Source organism: Streptomyces sp. NPDC059247, assembly GCF_042754005.1.
In the GTDB taxonomy this organism is placed as follows: domain Bacteria; phylum Actinomycetota; class Actinomycetes; order Streptomycetales; family Streptomycetaceae; genus Streptomyces.
Genome location: NZ_JBHYZW010000006.1, coordinates 304,294 through 328,572, shown reverse-complemented (window position 1 = coordinate 328,572; position 24,279 = coordinate 304,294). Strand labels below are relative to the sequence as shown.

The following is a 24,279-nucleotide window of genomic DNA, read 5'->3' as shown; positions in this document are numbered from 1 at the left end:
CCGTCAGAAACGGAGGGAGCCCCATGGACGCCGCCGACAGCGCACCGCCCGCCGCCGGAACCACCTCGCCCGCCGCCCCGCTCACCGAGGAGCAGCGGGAGATCCGGCGCACCCTGCGGGACCTGCTCGCCGAACGGGCCGGACCACGGGAGAACCGCGCGGCCACCGCCACCCCCCAGGGGTACGACCCCGGGCTCTGGGCCCGGATGGCCCGGACCCTCGGCCTCGCCGGGCTCGCCCTCCCCGAGGAGTACGGCGGCGTCGGCTGCGGCCCCGCCGAACTCGCCCTCGTCTGCGAGGAGACCGGCCGGGCGCTCGCCCCTTCCCCGCTCCTCGCCACCAGCGTCCTCACCGCCCCCCTGCTCACCGCGCTGGGCACCCCCGCCCAGCGCGCCGCGCTCCTTCCGCGCCTCGCCGACGGCGGCCTGACCTGCGCCCTCGCCGTCCCCGGTACGGCCCTCGCGCTCGCCCTCGGCCTGACCGGCGACAACACCGCCGAGAGCTGGTCCGGCGGCGGGCGCGCGGGCGGGGTCCAGGCCCGGCCGGTCACCGCGGCCGAGGCCGAGGCCGAGGCCGACGGTGCCACGGGGGGCGGCGGGGACGGAGGCGGCGGCGGGCGCGGCTGGCGGCTGTACGGCGAGGCCGCCCAGGTCGTCGACGGCCACAGCGCGGGACTGCTCCTCGTCGCCGCCCACACCGGCGGCTTCGCCCGCAGCCGCACCCTGCTCCTCCTCGTACGGGACGAGCCCGGCGCACCCGCCCCCGGGCTGGTCAGGACGCGGACGCCCACCCTGGACCTCACCCGCGCCCAGGCCACCGTGCAGTTCCGGGACACCCCCGCCGAACTCCTCGGCGAGGAACCGGCCGACGTCCTCGGCGCCCTCGCCGCCACCGGCAGGACCGCCGCCGTGATGATCGCCGCCGAAGCCGTCGGCGCCGCCCGCGAGGCCCTCGACCGGACCGTCGCCCATGTCGGCGCGCGCGAGCAGTTCGGGCGGCCCGTCGGCTCCTTCCAGGCCGTCAAGCACCGCCTCGCCGACCTGTACGTGCGGATCGAGGCCGCCCGCTCGCTCACCCACTGCGCCGCCCGCGAGCCGGGACCCGGGCCCGAGAGCGGACCGCTCGCCCTCGCCCACGCCCTGGAGGCGCTGCGGGCCACCGCCGGGGAGTCGCTCCAGCTGCACGGCGGCATCGGCTTCACCTGGGAGCACGAGGCGCACCTCTACTTCAAACGGGCCGCTTCCGACGAACTGCTCTTCGGGCCCGTGCGGCGGCTGCGCGCGCGGGCGGCGGAACGGACCGGACTGTTCGGGGAGGCGGTGTAGATGCCCGAGATGTCGATGGGGCGCAGCATCATGCAGAAGGTGTCGTCGACCCGGGCCTTCGCCCGGATCGGCCCGCACGTCGTGCCCGCGATGGACAAGGCCGTGCACCGGCTGACCCGGGGGAAGGTGCTGCTCAGCGCGCGGATGCTGCCCGGGGTCGTGCTCACCGCGCGGGGTGCCCGCAGCGGGCTGCCCCGGGTCACCCCGCTCGCCTGCGTGCCCGAGCCGGACGGGCGCTGGCTGCTCGTCGGCTCCAACTTCGGCCGCCCGGGGCACCCGTCCTGGACGGCCAATCTGCTCGCCCACCCGGACGTCGAGGTGAACTGGCGGGGCGAGGACGTGCCCGTCCGCGCGGAACTCCTGACGGGGGAGGAACGGGCGGTCGCCTGGCGGGCGGCCCTGGACTTCTGGCCGCCGTACGCCACCTACCAGGCCCGGGTGGAACGCGAGATCAGACTCTTCCGGCTGGCCCGGAGGACGACGGACGTCTGACGACGGGCGTGGGACGGGGGGCGCGGGGAGCCGGGAGCCGAGGACCGGGCTGCCGGGACCTCCGAGGTGTCAGGAGGCGGGCCGGGCTCCTGAGCCGTCCGGGGGGCCGGGCGTGCCCGGGACGGGCGGGGCTTCCGAGAGCCCTGAGGTTCCTGAGGCCGCCGGGGCTTCCAGGACCTCCGGGTCCCCTGAGGCGTCCGGGGTCTCCGGGGCGTCCGGGGCCCCCGGGGGCGGAGGGGCGTCCGGTGCTGCTCCCGGGGACGGCTTCGCGTGGAGGACGGCGCGGGCCTGTTCCGCCGCGCGGGCGATGCTCTCCGAGACGAAGTCGAGGAACCGGGCGATGTTCTCCAGCCGGGCGCCCGCCGGGGTGCCGGGGCCGAAGACCCCGGCACCCTCCCGCGCGGTCTCGGAGATGTGCGCGGTCGAGCGGGCGCTGGCCATCATCGACCGGTACCAGACGTCGTCGTCCACGACGTACCGCTCGCGGCGGCGCTCGTCGCGCTCCCGGGTGACAAACCCCTGGGAGTCCAGGAACGCGATGGCCTTGGAGACGGACGCGGGGCTGACCCCGAGGTGCTGGACCAGCTCGGCCGCGGTGAGGCTGCCGCTGTCGGCGAGGCAGATGGCGGCCATCACCCGGGCGGTCATCTGCGGCATTCCCGACTGCATGAGGACGGTCGTGAACACCTCCTCGTACGCGCGCACCGCCCCGGCGTCCCGCCCGTGCGGCTGGGGCGCCGGGGCGGTCGGCCGGGACGCGGTCCGCCCGCTCCGGTGGGCGCGCTGCTCGGTGGCGCGGTGGGCGAGGTCGGCGCGGTATCCGGCGGGTCCGCCGTTGCGCATGACCTCGCGGGTGACCGTCGAGGTGGGGCGGTCGAGCCGCCGGGCGATCTCCGCGTAGGGGAGGCCGTCGGCGAGGCCGAGGGCGATCCGTTGACGTTCTTGCTGGGTGAGCCTGCCGCCCGGCATCCCTGTCTCCTTCGTGCTGTGTGCCGCGTGATGCCCCCAGCCTAGCGTTCACCTTCACTTCATTGCAACGAGTGGGGGAGGGTTGTTGCGTTAGATTCTGGTTCGTTGCAACGATTTATTGCATCTGACCTGCGAGAATGATGAATGAGTGCAACAAGAGTGTTGCTGGATCAGTGAACGCAACGTAGCTTTCTCTCATCGGAAACAAACACCAAGGGAGAGCGTCATGCAGGAGTTCAACACCCCCACCGCCGTCACCGCCGTCCTCCACGTCCCCGCCGGGCGCATCCGCCTCATCGCCGCCGACCGGACCGACACCACGGTCGAGGTCCGCCCCGCGAACGCCGCCGAGAGCCGCGACGTGAAGGCCGCCGAACTGGCCGAGGTCGGCTACGCGGACGGCGTCCTGCGGATCGTCGTCCCGGAGGGCGGGCGCCGGGTCCTCGGCGCCTCCGGCTCCGTCGAGGTGACCGTCCAGCTCCCGGCCGGCTCCCATGTCGAGGCGAAGGCCGCCGCCGCCGAACTCCGGGGCGTGGGACGGCTCGGGGACGTCACCTTCGAGGGCGCGCGGGGCACCGTCAAGCTCGACGAGGCCGGGGACGCGCGGCTCGTCCTCCAGGACGGTGACATCACGGTCGGCCGTCTCGGCGGCTCGGCCGAGATCCGTACGAGCAAGGGCGACCTCCGGGTCGCCGCCGCCGAGCGCGGCACGGTCGTGCTGGACACCGCGTACGGCGAGATCGAGATCGGCACGGCCCGGGGCGTCTCCGCCGTCCTGGACGCCGGTACCGCCCACGGCCGGGTCCACAACGCGCTCCGCAACGCCGACGGCGCCGCCGCCGGTCTCGTGGTCCGCGCCACCACCTCCTACGGCGACATCACCGCCCGCAGCCTGTAGGCGTCAGGCGTGCCCGGCCCGGCCCCGCCCGGAGACGGCGACGCCGACGGCGGTCCGTGGGGGCGGGCCGCCGTCGGCGTCGACGACAGGACGGGGGAGGAGGGGCCGGGGTTATCTGGTCGGCTTCTTGCCGGTGATGCCCAGATGGACCAACAGGGCCAGGTTCGGCTTGAGTTCGGCCTGCTTCACACCCCAGGTGGTGAAGCCCTTCTGGTGGCCCGCGACCGCGGCGAGCATGGCGACCAGGGAGCCCGCCATGGCGGCGGGACTGACTTCCTTGTCGACCTTGCCCTTGGCCTGGAGCTCCTTCACCGAGTCCGTCAGGGAGTTGGTGACCGAGTTCAGGATCTTCATGCGGATCTTGTAGAACCGCTTGTCGCCCTCAGCGGCACCGAGGTCGACGACCCGGAGGATCGCGTCGTGCCTGCGCCAGAAGTCCAGGAAGCCCTCGACCAGGTCCTCCGAGGTCTGCCAGGCGGCCTTGCCGACCCAGGAGCGGCCGGAGACCAGCTCGGTCAACCCGGCTCCCTCCTTGGCCATTTCCTCCGCGATCTCGAGGACCGCGCCCTCGACGTCCGGGAAGTACTGGTAGAACGTCGCGGGCGAAGTGCCCGCCTTCCGGGCCACATCGATGACCTTGACGTCCCGGTACGGCGAGGAGCTGAGCATCTCGCCGAGGCAGTCGAGCAGCTTCTGCCGCGTCGCCTGGCCGCGTCGTCCGGCCACGCGGCCGTCGACGGTGCGTACTTGTCCTGTCATGCCGTCAGCTTACCGAGGGGGTGTCGGCGCGCGATTCGGCCGACTGCAAATGGGGTGGACCCCTACGGCGTCCGTGTTCTACGAGGTCGGCGCGGGTGTCCGGGCCGGGGCCCCTACAGCGGGGAGGGGCGGGATCTCGCCAGTCCGGGACGGCGTACGGGCGGAGAGCGGGTGGAGTACGGGTGGAGTGCGGACGGCGTACGGGCCGAGTGCGGGCAGAGGGCGGGCGGCGTACGGGTGAGGCGCGGGCGGAGTCCGGCCCCCGGCTCCGGCCCCCTGCTCCGGCTCCGGCCCCCGGCTCCGGTCGCGGGCCCGCCCAGGGCCCGGGTGCCCGGAGGAGGCGCCCGCGGGAACCCCGTACCCGAACAGGCTTATGAACAGCCTGTGGAAAACTTCGGTGGACAACTCAAGCGCCCCAAGGGTTGTACGCCGGAAAATCGCTATTTTGTTCGGATTTTGAGGGGTGCGGGACCGCTCCCACGGCCCTAGCGTGTCCCCATGGCCGTACGCACCGAGGGCACCCCCTGCTGGGTGGACGCACAGCTCCCCGACCTGGAAGCGGGCAAACGCTTCTACGGCGGGCTGTTCGGCTGGACCTTCGGCCCCGGACCGGGCGAGGCCCTCCTCGACGGGCGCCCGGTCGCCGGGCTCCTGCCCAAGCGCGACGGCCGGATGCCCACCACCTGGACCCTCTACCTCGCCACCCCGGACGCGGGGACCCTCGCCACCCGGATCAGGGCGGCGGGCGGACGGATGGTCATGGAGCCCTACCCCGTGGGCCCCTTCGGCGTCCTCGCGCTGGCCGCCGACCCCGGCGGCGCCGTCTTCGGCCTCCGCCAGCAGGGCGACGACGACGGCTCCTGGGCCACCGGCGCCCCCGGCACCTTCCGCTGGATGGAGGTGTACACCCGCCGCCCCGACGCCGTCGACACCTTCTACGCCGGTGTCTTCGGCTACCTCGGCCGCCAGGCCGACGCCCGCGAGGAGGGCCGGGAACCCGGCTTCGACTACCGCGTCTGGTCCCCGCCCGGAGCCCGCCCCGGCGACGGCGGCGCCTTCGGCGGGCGGGCCGTCCTCACCGACGACTTCCCCGCCGAACTCCCCGGCCACGTCCTCGTCCACTTCGCCGTCCGCGACTGCGACGAGGCCTGCGCCACCACCGTCCGGCTCGGCGGCCGGATCGCCGTCCCGCCCTCCGACACCCCGCACGGCCGCGTCGCCGTCCTCCACGACGACCAGGGCGCCCGGTTCGCGGTCCTCGCCGCACCGCGCGAGCCGTCCGGTACGCCCTGATCCCACCCGCTCCGCCCCCCGCGCTCCGCCCCTGAAGTCCCGCTCCGTCCCCCACCGCCCGCCCCCGGCCACCCGGTCCGCCGCACGGCCGGTGACACCCGCCGCGACACGTGACACCCCGATCCGCCCCCGGGTTCGCCACCGGGCCCTCGGACAGGAAGAATCAGGGCCACGGGGCCGTACCCTCATGGCCCGTACGGGGAGGTGGCAGGCAAGTGGACCAGCTGACGCAGCACGACCCGAGACGCATCGGGCCCTTCGAGGTGCTGGGCCGGCTCGGCGCGGGCGGAATGGGCCTGGTCTATCTCGCGCGCTCGGCCTCGGGCCGTCGCGTGGCGATCAAGACCGTGCGCACGGAGCTCGCGGAGGACCAGCTGTTCCGGGTCCGCTTCACCCGTGAGGTGGAGGCCGCGCGGGCGGTCTCCGGCTTCTACACGGCCGCCGTCGTCGACGCCGACCCGAGGGCCGCCGTGCCCTGGCTGGCGACCGCCTACGTCCCCGCGCCCTCCCTCGAAGAGATAGTGAACGAGTGCGGGCCCCTCCCGGCGCAGGCCGTGCGCTGGCTGGCCGCGGGAGTCGCCGAGGCCCTCCAGTCCATCCACGGCGCGGGACTGGTCCACCGGGACCTCAAGCCCTCCAACGTCCTCGTCGTCGAGGACGGCCCCCGGGTGATCGACTTCGGCATCGCGTCCGGGGTCTCCAACACCCGTCTGACCATGACCAACGTCGCCGTGGGCACCCCCGCCTACATGTCGCCCGAGCAGGCCCGCGACTCGCGCAGCGTCACCGGCGCCAGCGACGTCTTCTCGCTGGGCTCGATGCTGGTCTTCGCCGCCACCGGCCACGCGCCCTACCACGGCGCCAATCCGGTCGAGACCGTCTTCATGCTGCTCCGCGAGGGCCCCGACCTGGAGGGCCTGCCCGAGGAGCTGCGGCCCCTCATCGAGTCCTGTATGCAGACGGACGTCACCCGCAGGCCCACCCCGGCCGACCTCCAGGCCCAACTGGCCCCGCACCTCTTCGGCCCCGGCAGCGACGACAGCGGCACCGCCTCGGCCTGGCTGCCGCACAGCGCCACCGCCATGATCGAGACCCGCAGGGGCGGTGGCCGCCAGGCCCCCGCCGCGCCGCCGGTCCCGCGCCGCACGCCCCCGCCGCCGCCCCGCCCGCCGGGCGACCCCCGCTTCCCGGAGCCCGCGCCCGACGCGGGCCGCCGCCCGGGGGCCGCGCCGGTCGGCGGCGGACGGCACGCCGGACGCGCCGAGAGCGCCGGGGGCCCGGTACGGCTGGGCGGCGCGACCGTGCCGATCGGACCCGGCCCCCGGGTCGCGGACACCCGGGCCGCGCTGGCCGTCGGCCGGAGCGCCGACGCGGGCCCGGCCACCGGCTGGATCCGCCCGCCGGGCGGCGGCCCGCACGGCGCGGACCACGGCTCGTACGCGGGGGAGCCCGGCCCGCCGCCCGGCGCCCGCCCGGTCGGCGTCCCCGCGCAGGGCGCCGACCCCGCCCCGGCGGAGCCCGGCCACTGGCGGCCCTGGCGCTTCCGCATGTCGAACGACGTGTGGGGCACGCCCGTCGTCGACGGCGACCTGCTGTACGTGACCTCCTTCGAGGTGCACGCGCTGGACACCGGGAGCGGACGCCGCCAGTTCAAGACCCGGGACGTGGCCTGGTCGATGGCGGTGGCCGCAGGCCGTATCCACGCCTCCGACGGGCCCACCCTGTACGCGCTGGACGCCACCGACGGCGGCGAGCGCTGGCGGCTGCGCACGGACGCCTGGGTGTACTCGCTCCAGGTGGACCGGGGCACCGTCGTCACCGGTACGCGCGGCGGCGGGGTGCAGGGCTGGGAGGCGTCCAACGGCGCCAAGCTGTGGGAGATCACCGGCGCGCAGACCGACTTCGAGACCCCGGAGGCCGGGCCCGCCGTGCACGGCGACACCGTCTACGTGTGGCGGGACGCCCGGCTCCAGGCCCTCGACGCCCGGACCGGCACGGAGCGCTGGTCGTACCCCGTCGGTGACGCCGCCTCCTGCGCCAACGTGCCGGTCAGGATCGCCCCGGCCGAGGACGGCCGGGTGTACGTGGCCGCCGGGACCCGGGTCCTGGCGATCGACATCGCCTCCGGTCACGTCCGCTGGCACTTCGAGGCGCCCGCCGTCTTCCTCTCGCCACCGGCCTTCGCGCCGGGACCGGCGGTCACCGGCGGCGGGGTGTACCTCTCCGACCACCTCGGCACGGTGTACGCGATCGACGCCGCCACCGGCCAGGACCGCTGGCGGATCGCGACCGAGCCGCGCCAGTCGGCCGAACCGGTGCTCGTCGCCGACGGCAATGTGCACGTCGGCAGCGGCAGCGCGCTCTACACGCTCGACGCGGTCACCGGCACGCCCCGCTGGCGGTTCGCGGCGGGCGGCGAACTGGTCGGCTCGCCGGTCGTCGCCGACGGCCGGGTGCACTTCGGCTCCGCCGACCACGTCCTCTACACCCTGGACGCGAGCGGCGGGCAGTTGCGCTGGAAGCTGGCGACCGGCGGCGAGATCACCGGCTCGCCGGTGGCCAGGGGCGGGGTCGTCTACGCGTGCAGCAAGGACCGCTGCGTGTACGCGCTCGACGCGGTCAAGGGAACGGCCACGGGCCGGGGACCCGGCGCGCGGTAGGGGCGGAGCGGTCTGCGGACCCGCCCGCAGGAAGAGATCCACGGACCCGCCGTCCGGGGAGCGGCCCCCAGGGGTCAGGTCCTCGGGGGCGGGTCCTCGCGCGCGGGCTCCGGCGGCGGTACGTCGAAGGTGCGGGTCGCCGCGTACGGCGTCGAGGCCGTGGGGTGCTCGTCCGGCGTCCCGGCGGTGGCGTCCGGCGGCGGTCCGGCGGACGGCGCGGGCCGCTCCGGCGGGGACTTCCGGCGCGGGGCGGTGCGGCGGCGGGACCGGCCCGACATCACGAGCGCGCCCAGCAGCAGCAGGACCCCGCCGCCGAGGGCGTTCGCCACGCCGTCGCCGAGTCCCCGTCCGTCGCCCGAGATCACCAGGCTGCCCTCGGCCTGTCCGACCCGCACCATCCACAGGACCGTGAAGCCGAGGACGACGAGCCCGGCGACGGCCACCAGCGCCCGGGAGCGCAGGACCACGCCGAACAGGGTGAGCAGGGCGGCGAAGAGGAACGGCAGCAGGATCGAGGCGAGCACGTCGGGCCTGCCGTCGGTGATGCCGCCGAACAGGTCGCCGATCGCGTAGTCACGCCCGTGACGGCCGTCGTACCAGGCACGGAAGGGGCTCCAGACGGCGGCCGTCGCTCCGGCGAGAGCCAGGACCGAGCCGATGACGTTGCGGATCATCGTGGCGGCCTCCTTCGGGGGGACGGCTCTCGCTCCCGACGCTACGCCGGGTGGGTGAGGCCCGCCACGCGGCCCGTCCCCTAGGGTGGCGCGGACACGACAGGCAACGGGGGAGCGGGAAATGGTACGCACACGGCTGAAGCTCGCGGCGACGCTCACGGTGGTGGTGCTCGCGCTGACCGGGTTCCAGACCAGCACCGGCGGGGGCGGCGGGAAGAGCAGGAGCGGGGGCGGCGGCCACTCGTCGGGAGGCGGTCACTCCTCGGACGACGACTCGGGCGGCGGCTGCTCCAGCGACGAGAAGAGCAACGACGACTACGGGGGCTCCGGCCCGCGCACCACGGCGCCGACCCCCACCCCGTCCCGCGCGACGGCCGAGGTCGTGGTCGTGGACTGCGTGGACCCCGAGCGGAGGAAGGGCAAGGGGAAGCCCGCCCGGCGGGCTGACACCACGGCGACCCTGGAGATCACCTCGAAGGAGGGGGACACCGAGACCTTCCGGGTGACCCTGGAGTTCAAGGGCGCCTCGGGCTCGGCGGTGGACTCGGTGGAGACGCTCGTCACGGTGGAGGGCGGCCGGAAGAAGCGCTTCGAGGTCCCGATGCGGAACCCGGGGGCCGTCGACCGGGTGGAGAACTGCTGGGTGTACGACGTACGGGTGGAGCGCTAGGAACGGGCCCCCGCCGGGGCGGGGGCGGGGCCGGAGGACCCGGCCGGACCGGGCCCACGGGCTCCACCGGGCCCACCCGGCTCACAGGGCTGACCGAGCCCACCCGGCTCACGGGCCCCACCTGCCCCACCCGGCTCACCGCCCCACCAGCGGCCGACCCGCTCCCGTCACCGGAGCCGGTGTCCCTCCGTCCTGCGGCCGAACAGCTCCGCCTGCCGTCGCGGGGGCAGGTTCCCCAGGGAGACCAGGTGCGGGGCGTGCGCCAGGGCCCGGGACCTGGCGCCCTCCTGGACGGACCACAGGGCCCGCACCGTGCCCTGGACGGCCTCCGTCGGATGGGCGGCGATGACGGCGGCGGCCCGGCGGGCGGCGTCGAGCGCCCCGCCGGGCGGGGTCAGTTCGGAGACGAGCCCGGTCTCGTACGCCCGCCGGGCCGAGATCCGTTCCGCGCCGCCCATCAGGGCCATCCGGGCGGCTTCCCCGTGCGGCATCCGCAGCGCCATGTGGACGGTCTCGAAGGCGCTGACCATCCCGTAGGTGGTGTGCGGGTCGAAGAAGGACGCGTCCTCCCCGGCGATCAGGAACTCCGCCTCGCCGAGCAGGTAGAAGGCCCCGCCGCAGGCCATCCCCTCGACGGCGGCGACCACCGGCTTCCACAGGTCGTTCGCCTTGGGCCCGATCGTGAGGAGGGGGTCGTCGATCGTGTACGGGGAGGAGGGCTGGGGCACGTTCCCGGCGTCCGTACGGTCGACGCCGGTGCTGAAGGCCCGCCCGCCGGCCCCGGTGACGACGATCGCGCGGACCTCGTCCTCGTACCGGAACGCCCGCCAGACGGCGGCGAGTTCACGGGCCATCCCCAGGGTGATCGCGTTGTGCCGGTCCGGCCGGTCGAGGGTGACGACCGCGACCCCGGTCCGCTCGTCCCGCTCGACGCGGACGCTCATCCGCGCTCCAGGAGCCAGCGGGGGACGGCGAGCCCGTCGAGCGGGGTGAAGGCCACCCGGACGGGCGCGCCGATGCGCAGCCGCGCCGGGTCGACCGAGTTCAGCGGGGCGTCGGGGGCGGCGACCACGTTCCCGACGAGCCGGACGCGGGGGGCGTCGGCCAGCTCCACGAGGACCGCGTTGTACGGGGCCTGGGCCGCGTACTCGGGCAGCAGGGGCGGGTGCGGCAGCACGTACGACCAGATCCGGCCGCGTCCGGACATCAGCCGCCACTCGCTCGCGAAGGACCGGCAGTGCGGGCAGCAGGGGCGGGGCGGGAAGCGCAGCTCGCCGCAGTCGGCGCAGGACTGGATTCGCAGTTCGCCCCGGGCGGCGTACTCCCAGAAGGGGGCGCCGTCCTCGTCGACGACAGGTGTCAGCATCTTCTCTCAGCTCCTCAGCAGGATCGCCGATGTGGGGACGCCCTCGCCCGCCGTGACCAGGCAGGTGGCGGCGTCCGGGACCTGGGCGGTGGAGACGCCCCTGAGCTGCTTCACGCCCTCGTTGATGAGGTTGAAGCCGTGCACGTACGCCTCGGAGAGGCCGCCGCCGCCGGTGTTCACGGGGAGCCGGCCGCCGATCTCCAGGGCGCCGCCCTCGGTGAAGGCCGCCCCCTCGCCGCGCCCGCAGAAGCCGTAGCCCTCCAGGGAGAGCGGGACGAGGGGGGTGAAGGCGTCGTAGATCTGGGCGACGTCCACGTCCTGGGGGCCGAAGTCGGCGTTCTTCCACAGGTGCCGGGCGGCGGTCCAGGCGGGTCCGGAGAGCGGGTCGTCGTTCCAGTAGTTGACCATGCCGTGGTGCTGGGCGGGCAGGCCCTGCGCGGCGGAGTGGACGTACACCGGCTTCTGGCGGCAGTCGCGGGCCCGTTCGGCGCTGACGACCACGCAGGCGAGGGCGCCGTCGGTCTCCAGGCAGTTGTCGAAGAGACAGAGGGGCTCGCTGATCCAGCGGGAGGTCATGTACATCTCCCGGGTGAGCGGCCGTTCGTACATGATCGCGTCGGGGTTCTGGTTGGCGCGGTTGCGGCAGGCCAGGGCCACGTTGAAGAGGTGGTCGCGGGTGGCGCCGTACTCGTGCATGTAGCGGCGGGCGAGCATCCCGATCTCGTCGGCGGGGCGGAGCAGCCCGAAGGGGCGGGTCCACTGGCCGGGGGTGGGGAGCTGGACGGCGGTGTTCTTCCAGGGGCGGGGTCCGCTGCCCCGCTTCCGGGACCGCCAGGCCACGCCGACGCTCGCCTGCCCGGAGGCGACGGCGGCGGCGAGGTGGCCGACGGTGGCGCAGGAACCGCCGCCGCCGTAGCCGACCTTGGAGAAGAAGGTGACGTCCCCGGCGCCGATGGACTTGGCGACGTCCACCTCGTCGGTCTCCTCCATCGTGTACGAGGCGAAGGCGTCCACCTCGGAGGGATCGATCCCGGCGTCGTCGAGGGCCGCGAGGATCGCCCGGCAGGCGAGGGCCCGTTCCGTCTCGGGAAGCTGTTTCGCGAAGGCGGTCTGTCCGATCCCGACGATGGCCGTGGCGTCCTTGAGCAAGGCAACCTCCCCATGTGGCAGTGCTGCTGACAGCGCGTCAGGTTACAACTAATCTGACGAACAGTCAGCTCACAGGGAAGCGCTGACGGGAACGGTGCTCATGGGAACGGTGGAGGTGGAGATGCGCGGAGATCTGGAGTGGGGCACGATCCCCGGACTCGTCCGGGCGGCGGCGGAGCGGTACGGGACCCGGGAGGCCGTCGTCGAAGGACGCGTCCGCGTCAGCTACGCCGAGCTGGGCGAACGCGTCGAACGGGCCGCCGCCGCCTGCCTCGCCACCGGCATACGCGCCGGGGACCGGGTCGCGGTCTGGGCCCCCAACACCCTGGACTGGATCGTCTCCGCACTCGGCGCGGTCACCGCCGGAGCCGTCCTCGTCCCCCTCAACACCCGCTTCAAGGGCGCCGAGGCCGCCTCCGTCCTCCAGCGCTCGCGGGCCCGGCTGCTCTTCGTCACCGGCACCTTCCTCGGCACCTCCTACGTGGCCTCGCTGCGCCGCTCCGGCGTCGACCTGCCCGATCTGGAGCGGGTCGTCGTCCTCGGCGACAGCGCGCCCGAGGAGTGGACCACCTGGAAGGAGTTCCTCGCCGAGGGCGACGCCGTCCCGGCCGCCCGGGTCCACGAACGGATCGCCGCGATCGACCCGCAGGCCCCCTCCGACATCATCTACACCTCCGGCACCACCGGCCGCCCCAAGGGCGCGGTCATCAGCCACGCCCAGAGCCTGCGCTGCTACGCGATCTGGTCCGAACTCGCCGGACTCCGCGAGGGCGACCGCTACCTCGTGGTCAACCCCTTCTTTCACACCTTCGGCTACAAGGCGGGCATCCTCGCCTGTCTGATGCGGGGCGCGGTGATCGTCCCGCAGCCCGTCTTCACCGTCGACACGGTCCTCGCCCACATCGCCACCGAACGCGTCACCGTCCTGCCGGGCCCGCCCACCCTGCACCAGTCCCTCCTGGACCACCCGGCCCGCGCCGCCCACGACCTGTCGTCGCTCCGGCTCGTCGTCACCGGCGCCGCCGTCGTCCCGCTCCTCCTCGTCGAACGGCTCCGGTCCGAGCTGGGCATCTCCACGGTCCTCACCGCGTACGGCCTCTCCGAGGCCAGCGGCATCGTCACCATGTGCCGCCGCGACGACCCCGACGAGACCGTCGCCACCACCTCGGGCCGTCCCATCCCCGGCACCGAACTGCGGCTCTCCGAGACCGGCGAGATCCTCGTCAGGGGCCACCACGTGATGCGCGGCTACTTCGAGGACGAGGAGGCGACGGCGGCGGCGGTCGACGCGGAGGGCTGGCTGCGGACCGGGGACGTCGGGGTCCTCGACGAGGCGGGCAACCTGCGGATCACCGACCGCCTCAAGGACATGTACATCGTCGGCGGGTTCAACGCCTATCCGGCCGAGATCGAACAGCTCCTCGGCCTCCATCCGGACATCGCGGACGTCGCCGTCGTCGGCGTCCCCGACCCGAGGCTCGGCGAGGTCGGCAAGGCCTACGCGGTCCGCCGCCCCGGCGCCCGGGTCACCGCCGACGACCTGATCGCCTGGGCCCGCCGCGAGATGGCGAACTACAAGGTCCCCAGGGAGGTCGAGTTCCTCCCCGAACTCCCGAGGAACGCCGGCGGCAAGGTCCTCAAGGGCGAACTGCGCGGCCGGGGCCGTTCCTGACGGACCGGGCGGGACCCGGGAGCGCGCGCGGAAGGGGCGGGCCGGAGTCCGGGGCGCACGCCGGAGGGGCCGGGCTGATGCCCGGCCCCTCCTGTGCGGTGGTCCGATCGCGTTGCGCACGGGCCCTGCCCGGACGGATCCCCCCTGGTTCCGTCCCGGGCGTCCCCCGGGCCCGTGTGCTCCCCCGTCGACCGGACCTCCATGGTCGGCCCCGGCAGCTCCCCCGAAGTCGCCGCCGGGGCCATTCCCCGTCGGGAATGGTCTAGTTGAGCGGCTTGACGGCGTGGTCGTCGCCGCCCGGGCCGGTCACCTTCTCGGCTATCGCGTCGAGCGCGGGCTCGGAGGTCGCGTGCATGTCCTTGGTGGTGATCGCGTGCTCGTCCGAACCGGTGATCTTCTCGGTGATCGCGTCGAGCGCGGGCTCGGAGGTGGCGTGCATGTCCTTGGTGGCGATGATCGGGTCCTGCGTGATCGGGTCGGTCATGCTCGTCAACTCCTGCTTGTGATGTCCGAGAGATGAGGAGATTCGTCCGGCTGTTCCCCCGTTGGACGGCCGGACGAATCTCCGGGAGCCGATCACCCTAGTACGCGGGTGCTCCGGCCCTCATCGGCGACCCGTCTGCCCCCCGACGCGGCGGATCGTCATGGGCAGAATCATGCCGGGTGGCGATAAACGAACGATGAACGCACAGGCCAAGCGGACGGAGGCCACCCGGAGACGGGCGGCCCGGCGCCCGGACGGGCCCGGTGCCCGCACGAGCGTGCGCCGCCGGTGCCCGTGCGCGGACCTTCCCGTGCCTGTACGGGGAGCCCCTCCCCGGACCCACGGGAACGCCCCCTCCGGGGGCCCGCCGGAACGACCCACGGGATCGTACGGGAGGCTCGGATCCGACCCGCCGGAAGGCGAGAACGGGCTCGTGTGCGGGCCCGCCACGGACCGGACAGACGGACCGGGCCGGGTGACCGGACCGGAGTGACCAGGCCGCCACGGGCCGGACCGACCGGACGCCGGGCCGACCCGCCGTCCAGCGCCGACCTGACTGTCCAGCGCCGTGCCGGTCGGCCCGGCTACGACCGAGGCTGCGGGCGGCCCACCCCGGCTCGGTCACCCTGGCCTGGACGCTCCGGCCCGGCGCCCAGACCGCCCGGCGTCCAGTCGGTCCGGTCCGAGCCGCGTCCGGCCGGTCGGCCCAACTCGGTTAGGCCCAGCCCAGCCCAGCCCAGCCCAGCCCAGCCGTGCCCGGTCGGTCCGGAGCCTTGCCCTTCCTCCGCTCGGGGTCCACGCAGTCCACGACCTCGGCCGTCGCGCGGGACGGGGTGGGGGTAGGCGCCGTGGTGCGCGGGCCGGAGCCCCCGTAGTCGTCGTTATTCTTCTCGTCGCTGGAGCAGCCGCCGCCCGAGTCGTCGTCCGAGGAGTGGCCGCCTCCCGAGGAGTGGCCGCCGCTCCCGCTCCTGCTCTTCCCGCCGCCCCCGCCGGTGCTGGTCTGGAACCCGGCCGGACCGTCCGGCGTCCGGTAGTCCGGCCCGGTCCGGACGGTCGGCCCGGCGCGGCCCGACCCGGGTCGGGTCCGACCCGGCCCGGTCCCGTCCGCCCGCGCGCCCCGCGCGCTACGCGGCGTTCGCCGGGGACAGGAGGGTTCGGACCTCCGCCGCCTCCGGTGCGCCGAGTTCGTCGAAGATGCCGAGCGCCTCCCGCCAGCAGACCAGCGCCCGGCCGCTCTGCCCGATGCCGAAGAGCGCGCGCCCGAGCACCGTGAGGACGTTCCCGCGCCGCCATTCGCCGCCGATGCCGCGCAGCACCGTGAGCGCCATCTCGGCGTTGGCCGCCGCCGGGGCGTGCCGCTGCGCGGCGAGGTCCACCTCCGAGAGCCGGAAGAGGGTCATCCCCTCCCACAGCCGCTGCCTGCTGTCGGCGAAGACGGCCAGCGCCTCCCGGAGCTGCTCGCCCGCGGCGGCCAGCTGGTTGTCCTGGGTGAGGGCGAGCCCCAGCGCGTACCGCCCGTTGGCCCCGCGCAGCGCGTGCCCCATGGCGTCGTAGATCGCGGTGCCCTGCCGGGCCAGCGCTATGGCGCTCGACGTGCGCCCTGTGGCCAGGTGGATGCGGGAGAGGTTGCACAGCGCGCTCGCCTCGCCCGGCTGGTCCCCGATGCCCCGGAACCGTTCGATCGCCTCCGTGAAGTACTGCTCGCCCTCCGCGAAGCGGCTCTGGTAGAGCGCGATGATCCCGCGCGCGTTCGCCGACCAGCAGGCGGGCACCGGGTCCCCGGCCCGGTCGGCGTGCGGCAGGGCCAGTTCGGCGTCGGCGTCGGCCTCCTTGAAGCGGCCCGCCGTGTGGTGGACCCCGGCCAGGACCATGAACGCGCGGCCCGCCGCCCGGTCGTCCCCGAGGGCGCGGGCTGCGTCGCGCACCACGGCACCCGTCGCCTCGAACTCCCGGGAGTTCGCCCCCGACTCGCCCAGGTCGAGCGCCGCCCACAGCAGGTCCACGGCCCGCCGCACGGTGTCCGGCGCCGCCGCGGACTGGCGGACGCAGGCCAGCAGGCAGTTGGCCTCCGCGTACAGCCAGTCCTGCGCCGCGTGCCGGTCGGTGAAGGTGAGCCCCTCGTGGACGGCGGGCTCCAGGTGGTCGACGAGCCGGTCGCCGGGGCGCTCGATCGCGTACACCCGGGCCGCCGTCGACAGGTAGAAGTCCAGCAGCCGGGAGAGCGCCGCCGCCTTCTCCGACGGGGGCTGCTCGTCGCGGTCGGCGCACGCGCGCGCGTAGAGCCGGACCAGGTCGTGGTACCGGTACCGGCCGGGCGCCGCCGACTCCACCAGGGACGTGTCGACGAGGGCCTCCAGGAGGTCCTCGGTGTCCCACAGCGGCAGGTCGAGGACGGCCGCCGCCGCCGGGAGCGAGATGTCCGGGCCGTCCGCGAGACCGAGCAGCCGGAACGCGCGGGCCTGGGCGGGCTCCAGCTGGCCGTACCCCAGCTCGAAGGTGGCCTTCACCGCCAGGTCGCCCGCCTGGAGTTCGTCGAGCCGCCGCCGCTCGTCCGCCAGCTTGGCCGCGAGCACGGACACCGTCCACGTCCGGCGGGCCGCGAGCCGCGAGGCCGCGATCCGGATGGCCAGCGGCAGGAACCCGCAGGCGCCGACCACGTCGAGGGCCGCCTCCCGCTCGGACTGGACCCGCTCCTCGCCGACGATCCGGGTGAACAGCTGGAGGGCCTCCTCCGGCGACATCACGTCCAGGTCCACCAGATGCGCGCCCGCCAGGTCCACCATCCGGATGCGGCTGGTCACCAGGGCCGCGCAGCCCGCCGTGCCGGGCAGCAGCGGGCGGATCTGCGCCGCGTCCCTGGCGTTGTCCAGGAGGACCAGGACCCGGCGTCCGTCCAGCGTCGAGCGGTAGAGCGCCGCCCGGTCGTCGAGCGAGTCGGGGATGGCCTGGTCGGGGAGGCCGAGCGCGCGCAGGAACGAGCCGAGGACGGTCTCCGGCGCCGCCGCGCCCGAGCCCGCGCCCTGGAGGTCCACGTACAGCTGCCCGTCCGGGAAGTGCGGCCTGGCCTCGTGCGCGACGTGCACGGCCAGGGTCGTCTTGCCGACGCCGCCGATGCCCGCGAGCGCCGACACGGCCATGACGTGGCCCTCGGCGGTGGCGAGCCGGGCGCCGAGTTCCCGTACGAAGGAGGCGCGGCCGGTGAAGTCGGGGACGGTCGCCGGGAGCTGCGCGGGCCGCGCGACGGGCGCCGCCGCCGGGGCGGGCTCCTCGACCGGGCGGGCCAGTTCGGCGTCGGCCTGGAGGATGCGCTGCTGGAGCCGGGAGAGTTCGGGGGTGGGGTCGACGCCGAGCTCGTCGGCGAGGAGGCGCCGGGTGTCGGCGTAGACGGCGAGCGCCTCGGCCTGCCGTCCGCTGCGGTACAGGGCCAGCATCAGCAGTTCGCGGAGCCGTTCGCGCAGCGGGTGCCCGGCGGTGAGCGCGGTCAGCTCGGACACGGCCTCGGCGTGCGCGCCGATCTCCAGGTCGACGTCGAGCCGGGTCTCAAGCAGGCTCAGCCGCCACTCCTCCAGGCGGGCCCGCTGGGTCTCGGCGTACGGCCCCGGTACGGAGGCCAGCGCTTCGCCGTACCAGAGGCCGAGGGCGGCGGCGAGCCGGTCCCGGGCGCCCGCCCGGTCCCCCGCGGTGCGCAGCTTCTCGGCCTCGGCGGCGAGTTCCTCGGCGGTGGTGACGTCGAGGGCGTCGGCGGAGGTGCGCAGGGCGTAGCCGCCGGACTCGCTGACCAGGACCTCGGGGCCGAGGGCCTTGCGGAGCCGGGAGGCGTACGTCCGGACGGCCGCGAGGGCCTGGGAGGGGGACTCCTCGCCCCAGAGCGCGTCGATCAGCTCGGCGGCGGTGGCGGTGCGTCCGCCGCGCAGCAGCAGGGCGGCGAGCAGGGCGCGCTGCTGCGGGGAGCCGGTGGGCACGGGCTCGTCCCCGCGCTGGGCGCGGACGGGCCCGAGCACGGCGAACCTCAGGGCCCCGGGGGAGCCGCTCCCGCCCCCCGGACGGCTCCGGGCTCCGGCGACGGCCCCGGTGTCCGTGGCCGCGTCGGCCCCGGTGCGGGTGGTCCCGGGGTCCGTGGTCCCCGTGTCCGTGGTCCCGGGGTCCGTGGACGCGTCGGCTCCCGTGCCCATGGTCCCCGTGTCCGTGGACGCGTCGGCTCCGGCGTCGGTCCGGGTGTCCGGGTCCGCCCCGGCGCCGGGCTCCGTACGCGCGTCGCCGCCGGTCCGGGCCCCGCCGTCCGTGCCCGTGCGGCGGTCCGCACCGGCCCCGCCGTCCCCACCGGCCGAGCCCGCGCCGCCGTCCGCACCGGTCGCGGGGCTCGCCTCGGAGCCGCCGGAGACCGTGTCCCCGTCGATGGTCATGTCCGTACTGGTGTCCTGGTCCGTCATCGGACCCCCGGTCGTCGTCGCGTCCGTGGTTCCGGCCGTGTCCGTGGCCGTACCCGCGTCGGCCGCCGCGCTCGTCCTCGGAGCCCGCTGCACCGGAACCCGCGGCCCGTTCTCACGGTCCATCGCTCCCCCTGCCGTACCGCAACCGCTGGTCTCGCCCCGCACAGTCTGCCTTGTCCGGAGGGGGTCCGTCAGCATCGGGTCGGTCTCACCGGGGCCTCGATCGGGCCTCCGGAGGGCTCGCCGGCGGGCCGCCGGGGCGCCCTCCGTCCGTCCCGATCTGCCGCACACTAGCTGACGGCCCGTCAGATCGGCGCTACCGTGAAGCGCATGGAGACCTTCCCGAAGATCATCTCGGTGGACGACCACACCGTGGAGCCCCCGCACGTCTGGCGGGACCGGCTCCCGTCCCGCTACCACGACACCGGACCCCGGATCGTGCGTGCCCCGCTGAAGGAGATGACCTTCCTCGGCGGCAAGTTCGCCCCGGTCATGGGGGCCAGGGGGGACGACGGGCCGATCGGCGACTGGTGGGTCTACGAGGACCTGCACCGGCCCCTCACCCGGCTCGACACCGCCGTCGGCTACGACCGCGACGAGATCCGCCTCGAAGTCATCACGTACGAGCAGATGCGGCCCGGCTCCCACTCCGTGCCCGAGCGCCTCGCCGACATGGACGTCAACCATGTCCAGTCCGCGCTCTGCTTCCCCACCTTCCCCCGTTTCTGCGGACAGACCTTCACCGAGGCGTCCGACCGAGACCTCGGGCTGCTCTGCGTCCGCGCCTACAACGACTGGATGGTGGAGGAGTGGTGCGGGCCCGAGGCCCGGGGGCGGCTCATCCCGCTCACCCTCATCCCGCTCTGGGACCCCGAACTGGCCGCCGCCGAGGTGCGCCGCAACGCCGCGCGCGGGGTGCGGGCCGTGGCCTTCTCCGAGATCCCCCCGCACCTCGGACTCCCCTCGGTCCACACGGACCACTGGGACCCCTTCCTCCGCGCCTGCGACGAGACCGGCACGGTCATCGCCATGCACATCGGCTCCTCCAGCCGGATGCCGTCCACCTCCGCCGACGCCCCGCCCGCCGTCGGCTCCACCATCACCTTCGCCAACTGCTGCTTCTCGATGGTCGACTGGCTGATGAGCGGCAAGTTCGAGCGCTTCCCGAACCTGCGGATCATGTACGCGGAGGGGCAGATCGGCTGGATCCCGTACATCCTGGAGCGCGCCGACGTCGTCTGGGAGGAGAACCGGGGCTGGGGCGGGGTCGCCGACAAGGTGCTGCGCCCGCCGTCCGAGCTGTTCGCCGGGCACGTCTACGGCTGCTTCTTCGACGACGCCTTCGGGCTGCGGAACCTCGACGCGATCGGCGCGGGGAACGTGCTCTACGAGACGGACTACCCGCACTCGGACTCCACCTGGCCCAAGTCGCGCGAGGTCGGCGAGGCGCAGATGGGCCATCTGCCCGGGGACGTGGTGGAGCGGATCGTCCGGGGCAACGCCATCGACCTCCTCGGTCTGACCCCGGAGGGACTCTGGCCGGGGGCGTGAGGCCCGGGGGGCCGGGGGAGCGGGGCCGCGGCCCGCGCCCGGGGCGGGGCGGGGCGTCGGCGCGCGGCACCGGGCGGGTGGCATCGGGCGCGCGTCGCCGGGCCGGTGGCAAGGGGCGCGCGGCACCCGGCGCGTGGCGCCGGACGGGTGCCGGTGGACGCCCGGCACCGGCTGGGACACCGGCCCGGACACCGGCCCGGACGCCAGGTCTCGCCGCCCCTCCCGACCCCCGGTCACGGCCGGACCGCACCCTGGCCGGGGCCGGGGCGGTGCTCTGGGGAACCCGAAAGTGACCGTTTAGCACGGTAGCTACCGAGTTTGGTGCCAGATGCCCCTTCTTCGTACAATCGTTCGCCGTGGACGGCTGGCTCCAGGATGGCCAGAAGCGGGCGCTGATCGGCCCCGGCTGGAACGTCTACGACGGCGTCGGGGCGGTCGGCGACGCGAACCGCGACGGACGGCCCGACCCGCTGGCGTTCGGCCCGCGGGGCAACCGGCCCTACCGGAGCACCGGCGACGGGAAGGCCCCGTTCAGGACCGCAGAGGTCGCGGGGCTGGCGTACGTGTCAGCCCCCGGCCAGCCGATCGGCTGACCGTACCCGCCCCGGTGGGCCGCACCCGCCCCGGTGGGCCCGCACCCGGTCCCGGTGGGCCGCACCCGCCCCGATGGGCCGGGACCAGGCCCCGGGTGGCCGCACCCGCCCCGGTGGGAGGGGCCCGCCCCGGCCCGCCCGTCCCCAACTCGTCCGAACTCCTCCCGCACGAGCCTTGCCTGATGGACCGTCAGATACAAGCATGGTCCCGCTCGTCCATATGACGAGCCGTCAGACACGCACGGCTCCGAGGGGGTTCCCATGGTGGTCTACGGGATGCAGCTGCCCGTACAGTCGCAGTCCGCCCTCTACGCCGAGCCCTGGGAGGCGGTCGCCGGGCCCGCCGATCTGCTCGCCGTCGCCCGCGCCGCCGAGGCCCACGGCTTCGACTACCTCGCGAGCTGCGACCACGTCGGCGTCCCGCGCCGCCTCGCCGACACCATGAGCACCGTCTGGTACGACCCGGTCGCCACGCTCTCCTTCCTCGCCGCCGCCACCGAGCGGGTCCGGCTGCTCTCGCACGTCGCCGTCGTCGGACTGCGCCACCCGCTCGTCACGGCCAAGGCGTACGCCACCCTCGACCACCTCTCCGGCGGACGGCTCGTCCTCGGGGTCGGCGCCGGGCACGTCCGGGAGGAGTTCGACGCCCTGGGCGTGGACTTCGCCCGCCGGGGCGCCGTCCTCGACGAGACCGTCGACGCGCTGCGCGCCGCCCTCGGGCCCGAGGAGTACCCGGAGCACACGGGCGAGCTGTTCTCCTTCAAGGAGCTGGGCCAGCGGCCCCGGCCCGCGCAGGAGCGGGTCCCGCTCTGGGTGGGCGGCTCCTCCCCGGCGGCCGTGCGCCGCGCCGCGCTCAAGGGCGACGGCTGGCTGCCGCAGGGCGACCCGCGCGACCGGCTCGCCGGACAGATCACCACCCTGCTCCGGCTGCGCGCCGACGCGGGGATCACCGAACCCCTGACGGTCGGCGCCATCACGGAACCCCTCTACGTCGGCACGCCCGCCTGGCGGGTCGGCCGCCGCACCCTGAGCGGCCCGCCGGAGGAGCTGGCCGCCTCCCTGCGCGCGTACGGGGAGATGGGGGTGGACCAGATCCAGGTCCGGTTCCGGTCCCGGAGCCGTACCGAACTCACCGACCAGATGGCGGCCTTCGGCACGGAGGTCGCCCCCCTTCTGCACTGAACCGATGAGGAGCGTGGCGGGCATGGGCAAGCTCGACGGACGGGTCGTCCTGGTCACCGGGGCGGCGCGCGGGCAGGGCGAGCAGGAGGCGCGGCTGTTCGCGGCGGAGGGCGCGCGGGTGGTGCTCGCGGACGTCCTCGACGGGCCGGGGGAGGCGCTGGCCGGGGAACTGGGGAAGGAGCGGGCGCTCTACGTCCGGCTGGACGTGACCCGCGAGGAGGACTGGGCGGCGGCGGTCGCCGTGGCGAGGGAGCGGTTCGGCGGGATCGACGGGCTGGTCAACAACGCGGGCATCCTCCGCTTCAACGAACTGCTCTCGACCCCCCTCGAAGAGTTCGACGCGATCGTCTCGGTCAACCAGAAGGGCTGCTTCCTGGGCATCCGCGCGGTCGCCCCCGAGATCGCGGCGGCGGGCGGCGGCACGATCGTCAACACCGCCTCGTACACGGGGCTCACCGGCATGGCCGGGGTCGGCGCCTACGCGGCGTCCAAGCACGCCGTCCTCGGGCTGACCCGGGTCGCGGCCCTGGAGCTGGCCCCGAAGGGCATCCGGGTGAACGCGGTCTGCCCGGGGGCGATCGACACCGCCATGAGCAACCCGGAGGGCGCGGACCCGGCGGCCACGGCGGAGCTGTACCGCAAGCTCGTGCCGCTGGGGCGGATCGGGCGCCCGGAGGAGGTCGCGGCCCTGGCGCTCTTCCTGACCGGGGAGGACTCCGCTTACATCACCGGCCAGCCCTTCGTGATCGACGGCGGCTGGCTGGCCGGGGTCAGTCTGTTCTGACGGGTCGTCAGGTATTGACGGTCCCACCCCGTGGTGCGACAGTCGGGCACATCATGAATCTGACGGAGCGTCAGAATCATTGGAGACGACGAGGACGGTGAACCCCCTTGGAATTCGGGATCTTCGTACAGGGATACGTGGGCAAGCGCGCCGAGACCGATCCCGAAGCCGAGCACAAGGCGCTCATGGAGGAGACCGAGTACGTCATCCAGGCGGACCGGTCCGGCTTCAAGTACGCCTGGGCCTCGGAGCACCACTTCCTGGAGGAGTACTCCCACCTCTCCGCCAACGACGTCTACCTGGGCTACCTCGCCCACGCCACCGACCGCATCCACCTCGGATCCGGCATCTTCAACCCCCTCGCCCCCGTCAACCACCCCGTGAAGGTCGCCGAGAAGGTCGCCATGCTCGACCACCTCTCCGGCGGCCGGTTCGAGTTCGGCTCCGGCCGGGGCGCGGGCTCCCACGAGATCCTCGGGTTCATGCCGGGCATCACCGACATGAACCACACCAAGGAACTCTGGGAGGAGACCATCGCCGAGTTCCCCAAGATGTGGCTCCAGGACGAGTACCAGGGCTTCCAGGGCAAACACTGGTCCCTGCCGCCCCGCAAGATCCTCCCCAAGCCGTACGGGAAGTCCCACCCCGCCATGTGGTACGCGGCCGGGTCCCCCTCCTCGTACGCCATGGCCGGACACAAGGGCCTCGGCGTCCTCGGCTTCAGCGTGCAGAAGGTCTCCGACATGGAGTGGGTCGTCGACTCCTACAAGACCGCCATCAAGGAGGCCAAGGCGGTCGGCGACTTCGTCAACGACAACGTCATGGTCACCTCCACCGCGATCTGCGCCGAGACCCACGACAAGGCCGTCGAGATCGCCGTCGGCGGCGGACTCAACTACCTCCAGTCGCTGCTCTTCCGCTACCACGACACCTTCCCCCGCCCCGAGGGCGTCCCCGAGTGGCCCGAGCTGCTCCCCGAGTACTCCGCCGAGATCATCGAACTCCTCATCCAGGAGGAACTGATGATCTGCGGCGACCCCTCGGAGGTCCTCGCCCAGTGCAGGCGCTGGGAACGGGCCGGCGCCGACCAGCTCTCCTTCGGGCTCCCCATCGGGATCTCGTACGAGGACACCATGAACTCGATCAAGCTGATCGGCGAGCACGTCATCCCGGAGATCGACACCGACCCGGTCCACCGCACCACCCGCTTCCGGCAGGCGGCGGGCGCGTAACGCACCCACGCGTGGGCGGCGTCTTCCCGGACCGCCGCCCACAGCGCCCCGACCGCGGCGGCCCGCGGCCGGGGCACGCCCGCGTCCCGGCCCGCC

20 protein-coding genes are annotated in these 24,279 nt (G+C 74.5%); 12 read left to right on the top strand and 8 right to left on the bottom strand.

Annotation, left to right across the window (positions count from 1 at the left end):
* Positions 1-23 precede the first annotated feature (23 nt).
* Positions 24-1,325, top strand: a complete 1,302-nt coding sequence (locus ACFXGN_RS14975) for an acyl-CoA dehydrogenase family protein (protein ID WP_384858361.1) — start codon at positions 24-26, stop codon at positions 1,323-1,325.
* A gap of 9 nt (positions 1,326-1,334) precedes the next feature.
* Entirely contained in the window at positions 1,335-1,817 is a 483-nt protein-coding gene (locus ACFXGN_RS14970; RefSeq protein WP_384858584.1) for a nitroreductase family deazaflavin-dependent oxidoreductase, read from the top strand.
* 69 nt (positions 1,818-1,886) lie between these two features.
* Here ACFXGN_RS14970 and ACFXGN_RS14965 read toward each other — a convergent pair whose 3' ends face one another.
* A complete protein-coding gene (locus tag ACFXGN_RS14965; RefSeq protein ID WP_384858359.1) occupies positions 1,887-2,786 on the bottom strand; it encodes a helix-turn-helix domain-containing protein in 900 nt (299 codons plus the stop codon).
* 226 nt (positions 2,787-3,012) lie between these two features.
* Here ACFXGN_RS14965 and ACFXGN_RS14960 point away from each other — a divergent pair, with 226 nt between their 5' ends.
* Positions 3,013-3,684 (top strand): DUF4097 family beta strand repeat-containing protein, encoded by a 672-nt coding sequence (locus tag ACFXGN_RS14960; protein WP_384858356.1) that lies wholly within the window; start codon positions 3,013-3,015, stop codon positions 3,682-3,684.
* Positions 3,685-3,795: 111 nt separating this feature from the next.
* Here the strand turns inward: ACFXGN_RS14960 and ACFXGN_RS14955 are convergent, their stop codons facing one another.
* Positions 3,796-4,443, bottom strand: a complete 648-nt coding sequence (locus ACFXGN_RS14955; protein WP_351789525.1) for a TetR family transcriptional regulator — start codon at positions 4,441-4,443, stop codon at positions 3,796-3,798.
* Positions 4,444-4,941: 498 nt separating this feature from the next.
* Between ACFXGN_RS14955 and ACFXGN_RS14950 the strand changes: the two genes are divergently transcribed.
* A complete protein-coding gene (locus ACFXGN_RS14950) occupies positions 4,942-5,736 on the top strand; it encodes a VOC family protein (protein ID WP_384858353.1) in 795 nt (264 codons plus the stop codon).
* A gap of 215 nt (positions 5,737-5,951) precedes the next feature.
* Positions 5,952-8,396, top strand: a complete 2,445-nt coding sequence (locus ACFXGN_RS14945; protein ID WP_384858351.1) for a PQQ-binding-like beta-propeller repeat protein — start codon at positions 5,952-5,954, stop codon at positions 8,394-8,396.
* Positions 8,397-8,470: 74 nt separating this feature from the next.
* Here the strand turns inward: ACFXGN_RS14945 and ACFXGN_RS14940 are convergent, their stop codons facing one another.
* A complete protein-coding gene (locus ACFXGN_RS14940) occupies positions 8,471-9,070 on the bottom strand; it encodes a hypothetical protein (protein WP_384858349.1) in 600 nt (199 codons plus the stop codon).
* Between the two features lie 121 nt (positions 9,071-9,191).
* On the opposite strand from ACFXGN_RS14940, the gene ACFXGN_RS14935 reads away from it, so the two are divergent.
* Positions 9,192-9,740, top strand: coding sequence for a hypothetical protein (locus ACFXGN_RS14935; protein ID WP_384858346.1), 549 nt, complete (start codon positions 9,192-9,194; stop codon positions 9,738-9,740).
* A gap of 167 nt (positions 9,741-9,907) precedes the next feature.
* Here the strand turns inward: ACFXGN_RS14935 and ACFXGN_RS14930 are convergent, their stop codons facing one another.
* From ACFXGN_RS14930 to ACFXGN_RS14920, 3 genes are read right to left on the bottom strand one after another with little or no spacing between them, the layout of a single operon-like run.
* Positions 9,908-10,684: an enoyl-CoA hydratase/isomerase family protein gene (locus tag ACFXGN_RS14930; RefSeq protein ID WP_384858343.1), complete on the bottom strand. Its 777-nt coding sequence runs from the start codon at positions 10,682-10,684 to the stop codon at positions 9,908-9,910.
* Positions 10,681-11,106, bottom strand: coding sequence for an OB-fold domain-containing protein (locus ACFXGN_RS14925; RefSeq protein WP_366443160.1), 426 nt, complete (start codon positions 11,104-11,106; stop codon positions 10,681-10,683). Before ACFXGN_RS14925 ends, ACFXGN_RS14930 begins: the two co-directional genes overlap by 4 nt.
* Positions 11,107-11,112: 6 nt before the next feature.
* A complete protein-coding gene (locus tag ACFXGN_RS14920; RefSeq protein ID WP_384858341.1) occupies positions 11,113-12,255 on the bottom strand; it encodes a lipid-transfer protein in 1,143 nt (380 codons plus the stop codon).
* 121 nt (positions 12,256-12,376) lie between these two features.
* Here ACFXGN_RS14920 and ACFXGN_RS14915 point away from each other — a divergent pair, with 121 nt between their 5' ends.
* Positions 12,377-13,927: a FadD3 family acyl-CoA ligase gene (locus tag ACFXGN_RS14915; protein WP_384858581.1), complete on the top strand. Its 1,551-nt coding sequence runs from the start codon at positions 12,377-12,379 to the stop codon at positions 13,925-13,927.
* A gap of 262 nt (positions 13,928-14,189) precedes the next feature.
* Here the strand turns inward: ACFXGN_RS14915 and ACFXGN_RS14910 are convergent, their stop codons facing one another.
* Positions 14,190-14,411: a hypothetical protein gene (locus ACFXGN_RS14910; protein WP_384858338.1), complete on the bottom strand. Its 222-nt coding sequence runs from the start codon at positions 14,409-14,411 to the stop codon at positions 14,190-14,192.
* Positions 14,412-15,535: 1,124 nt separating this feature from the next.
* Positions 15,536-18,841 carry a BTAD domain-containing putative transcriptional regulator gene (locus ACFXGN_RS14905; protein ID WP_384858335.1) on the bottom strand — a complete coding sequence of 1,102 codons (3,306 nt, stop codon included), beginning with the start codon at positions 18,839-18,841 and terminating at the stop codon, positions 15,536-15,538.
* Between the two features lie 330 nt (positions 18,842-19,171).
* Here ACFXGN_RS14905 and ACFXGN_RS14900 point away from each other — a divergent pair, with 330 nt between their 5' ends.
* From ACFXGN_RS14900 to ACFXGN_RS14880, 5 genes are all read left to right on the top strand, one after another.
* On the top strand, positions 19,172-20,392 hold the full coding sequence (locus ACFXGN_RS14900) for an amidohydrolase family protein (RefSeq protein ID WP_384858333.1): 1,221 nt from the start codon (positions 19,172-19,174) through the stop codon (positions 20,390-20,392).
* A 356-nt stretch (positions 20,393-20,748) separates the two neighbouring features.
* Positions 20,749-20,985, top strand: coding sequence for a hypothetical protein (locus tag ACFXGN_RS14895; protein WP_384858330.1), 237 nt, complete (start codon positions 20,749-20,751; stop codon positions 20,983-20,985).
* A gap of 261 nt (positions 20,986-21,246) precedes the next feature.
* The gene (locus tag ACFXGN_RS14890) at positions 21,247-22,167 is read left to right on the top strand and encodes an LLM class F420-dependent oxidoreductase (RefSeq protein ID WP_384858328.1); all 921 of its coding nucleotides are present in this window, start codon (positions 21,247-21,249) and stop codon (positions 22,165-22,167) included.
* A gap of 22 nt (positions 22,168-22,189) precedes the next feature.
* Positions 22,190-22,951, top strand: a complete 762-nt coding sequence (locus ACFXGN_RS14885; RefSeq protein WP_384858579.1) for an SDR family NAD(P)-dependent oxidoreductase — start codon at positions 22,190-22,192, stop codon at positions 22,949-22,951.
* A 107-nt stretch (positions 22,952-23,058) separates the two neighbouring features.
* The gene (locus tag ACFXGN_RS14880; protein WP_384858326.1) at positions 23,059-24,183 is read left to right on the top strand and encodes an LLM class flavin-dependent oxidoreductase; all 1,125 of its coding nucleotides are present in this window, start codon (positions 23,059-23,061) and stop codon (positions 24,181-24,183) included.
* Positions 24,184-24,279: the final 96 nt, after the last annotated feature.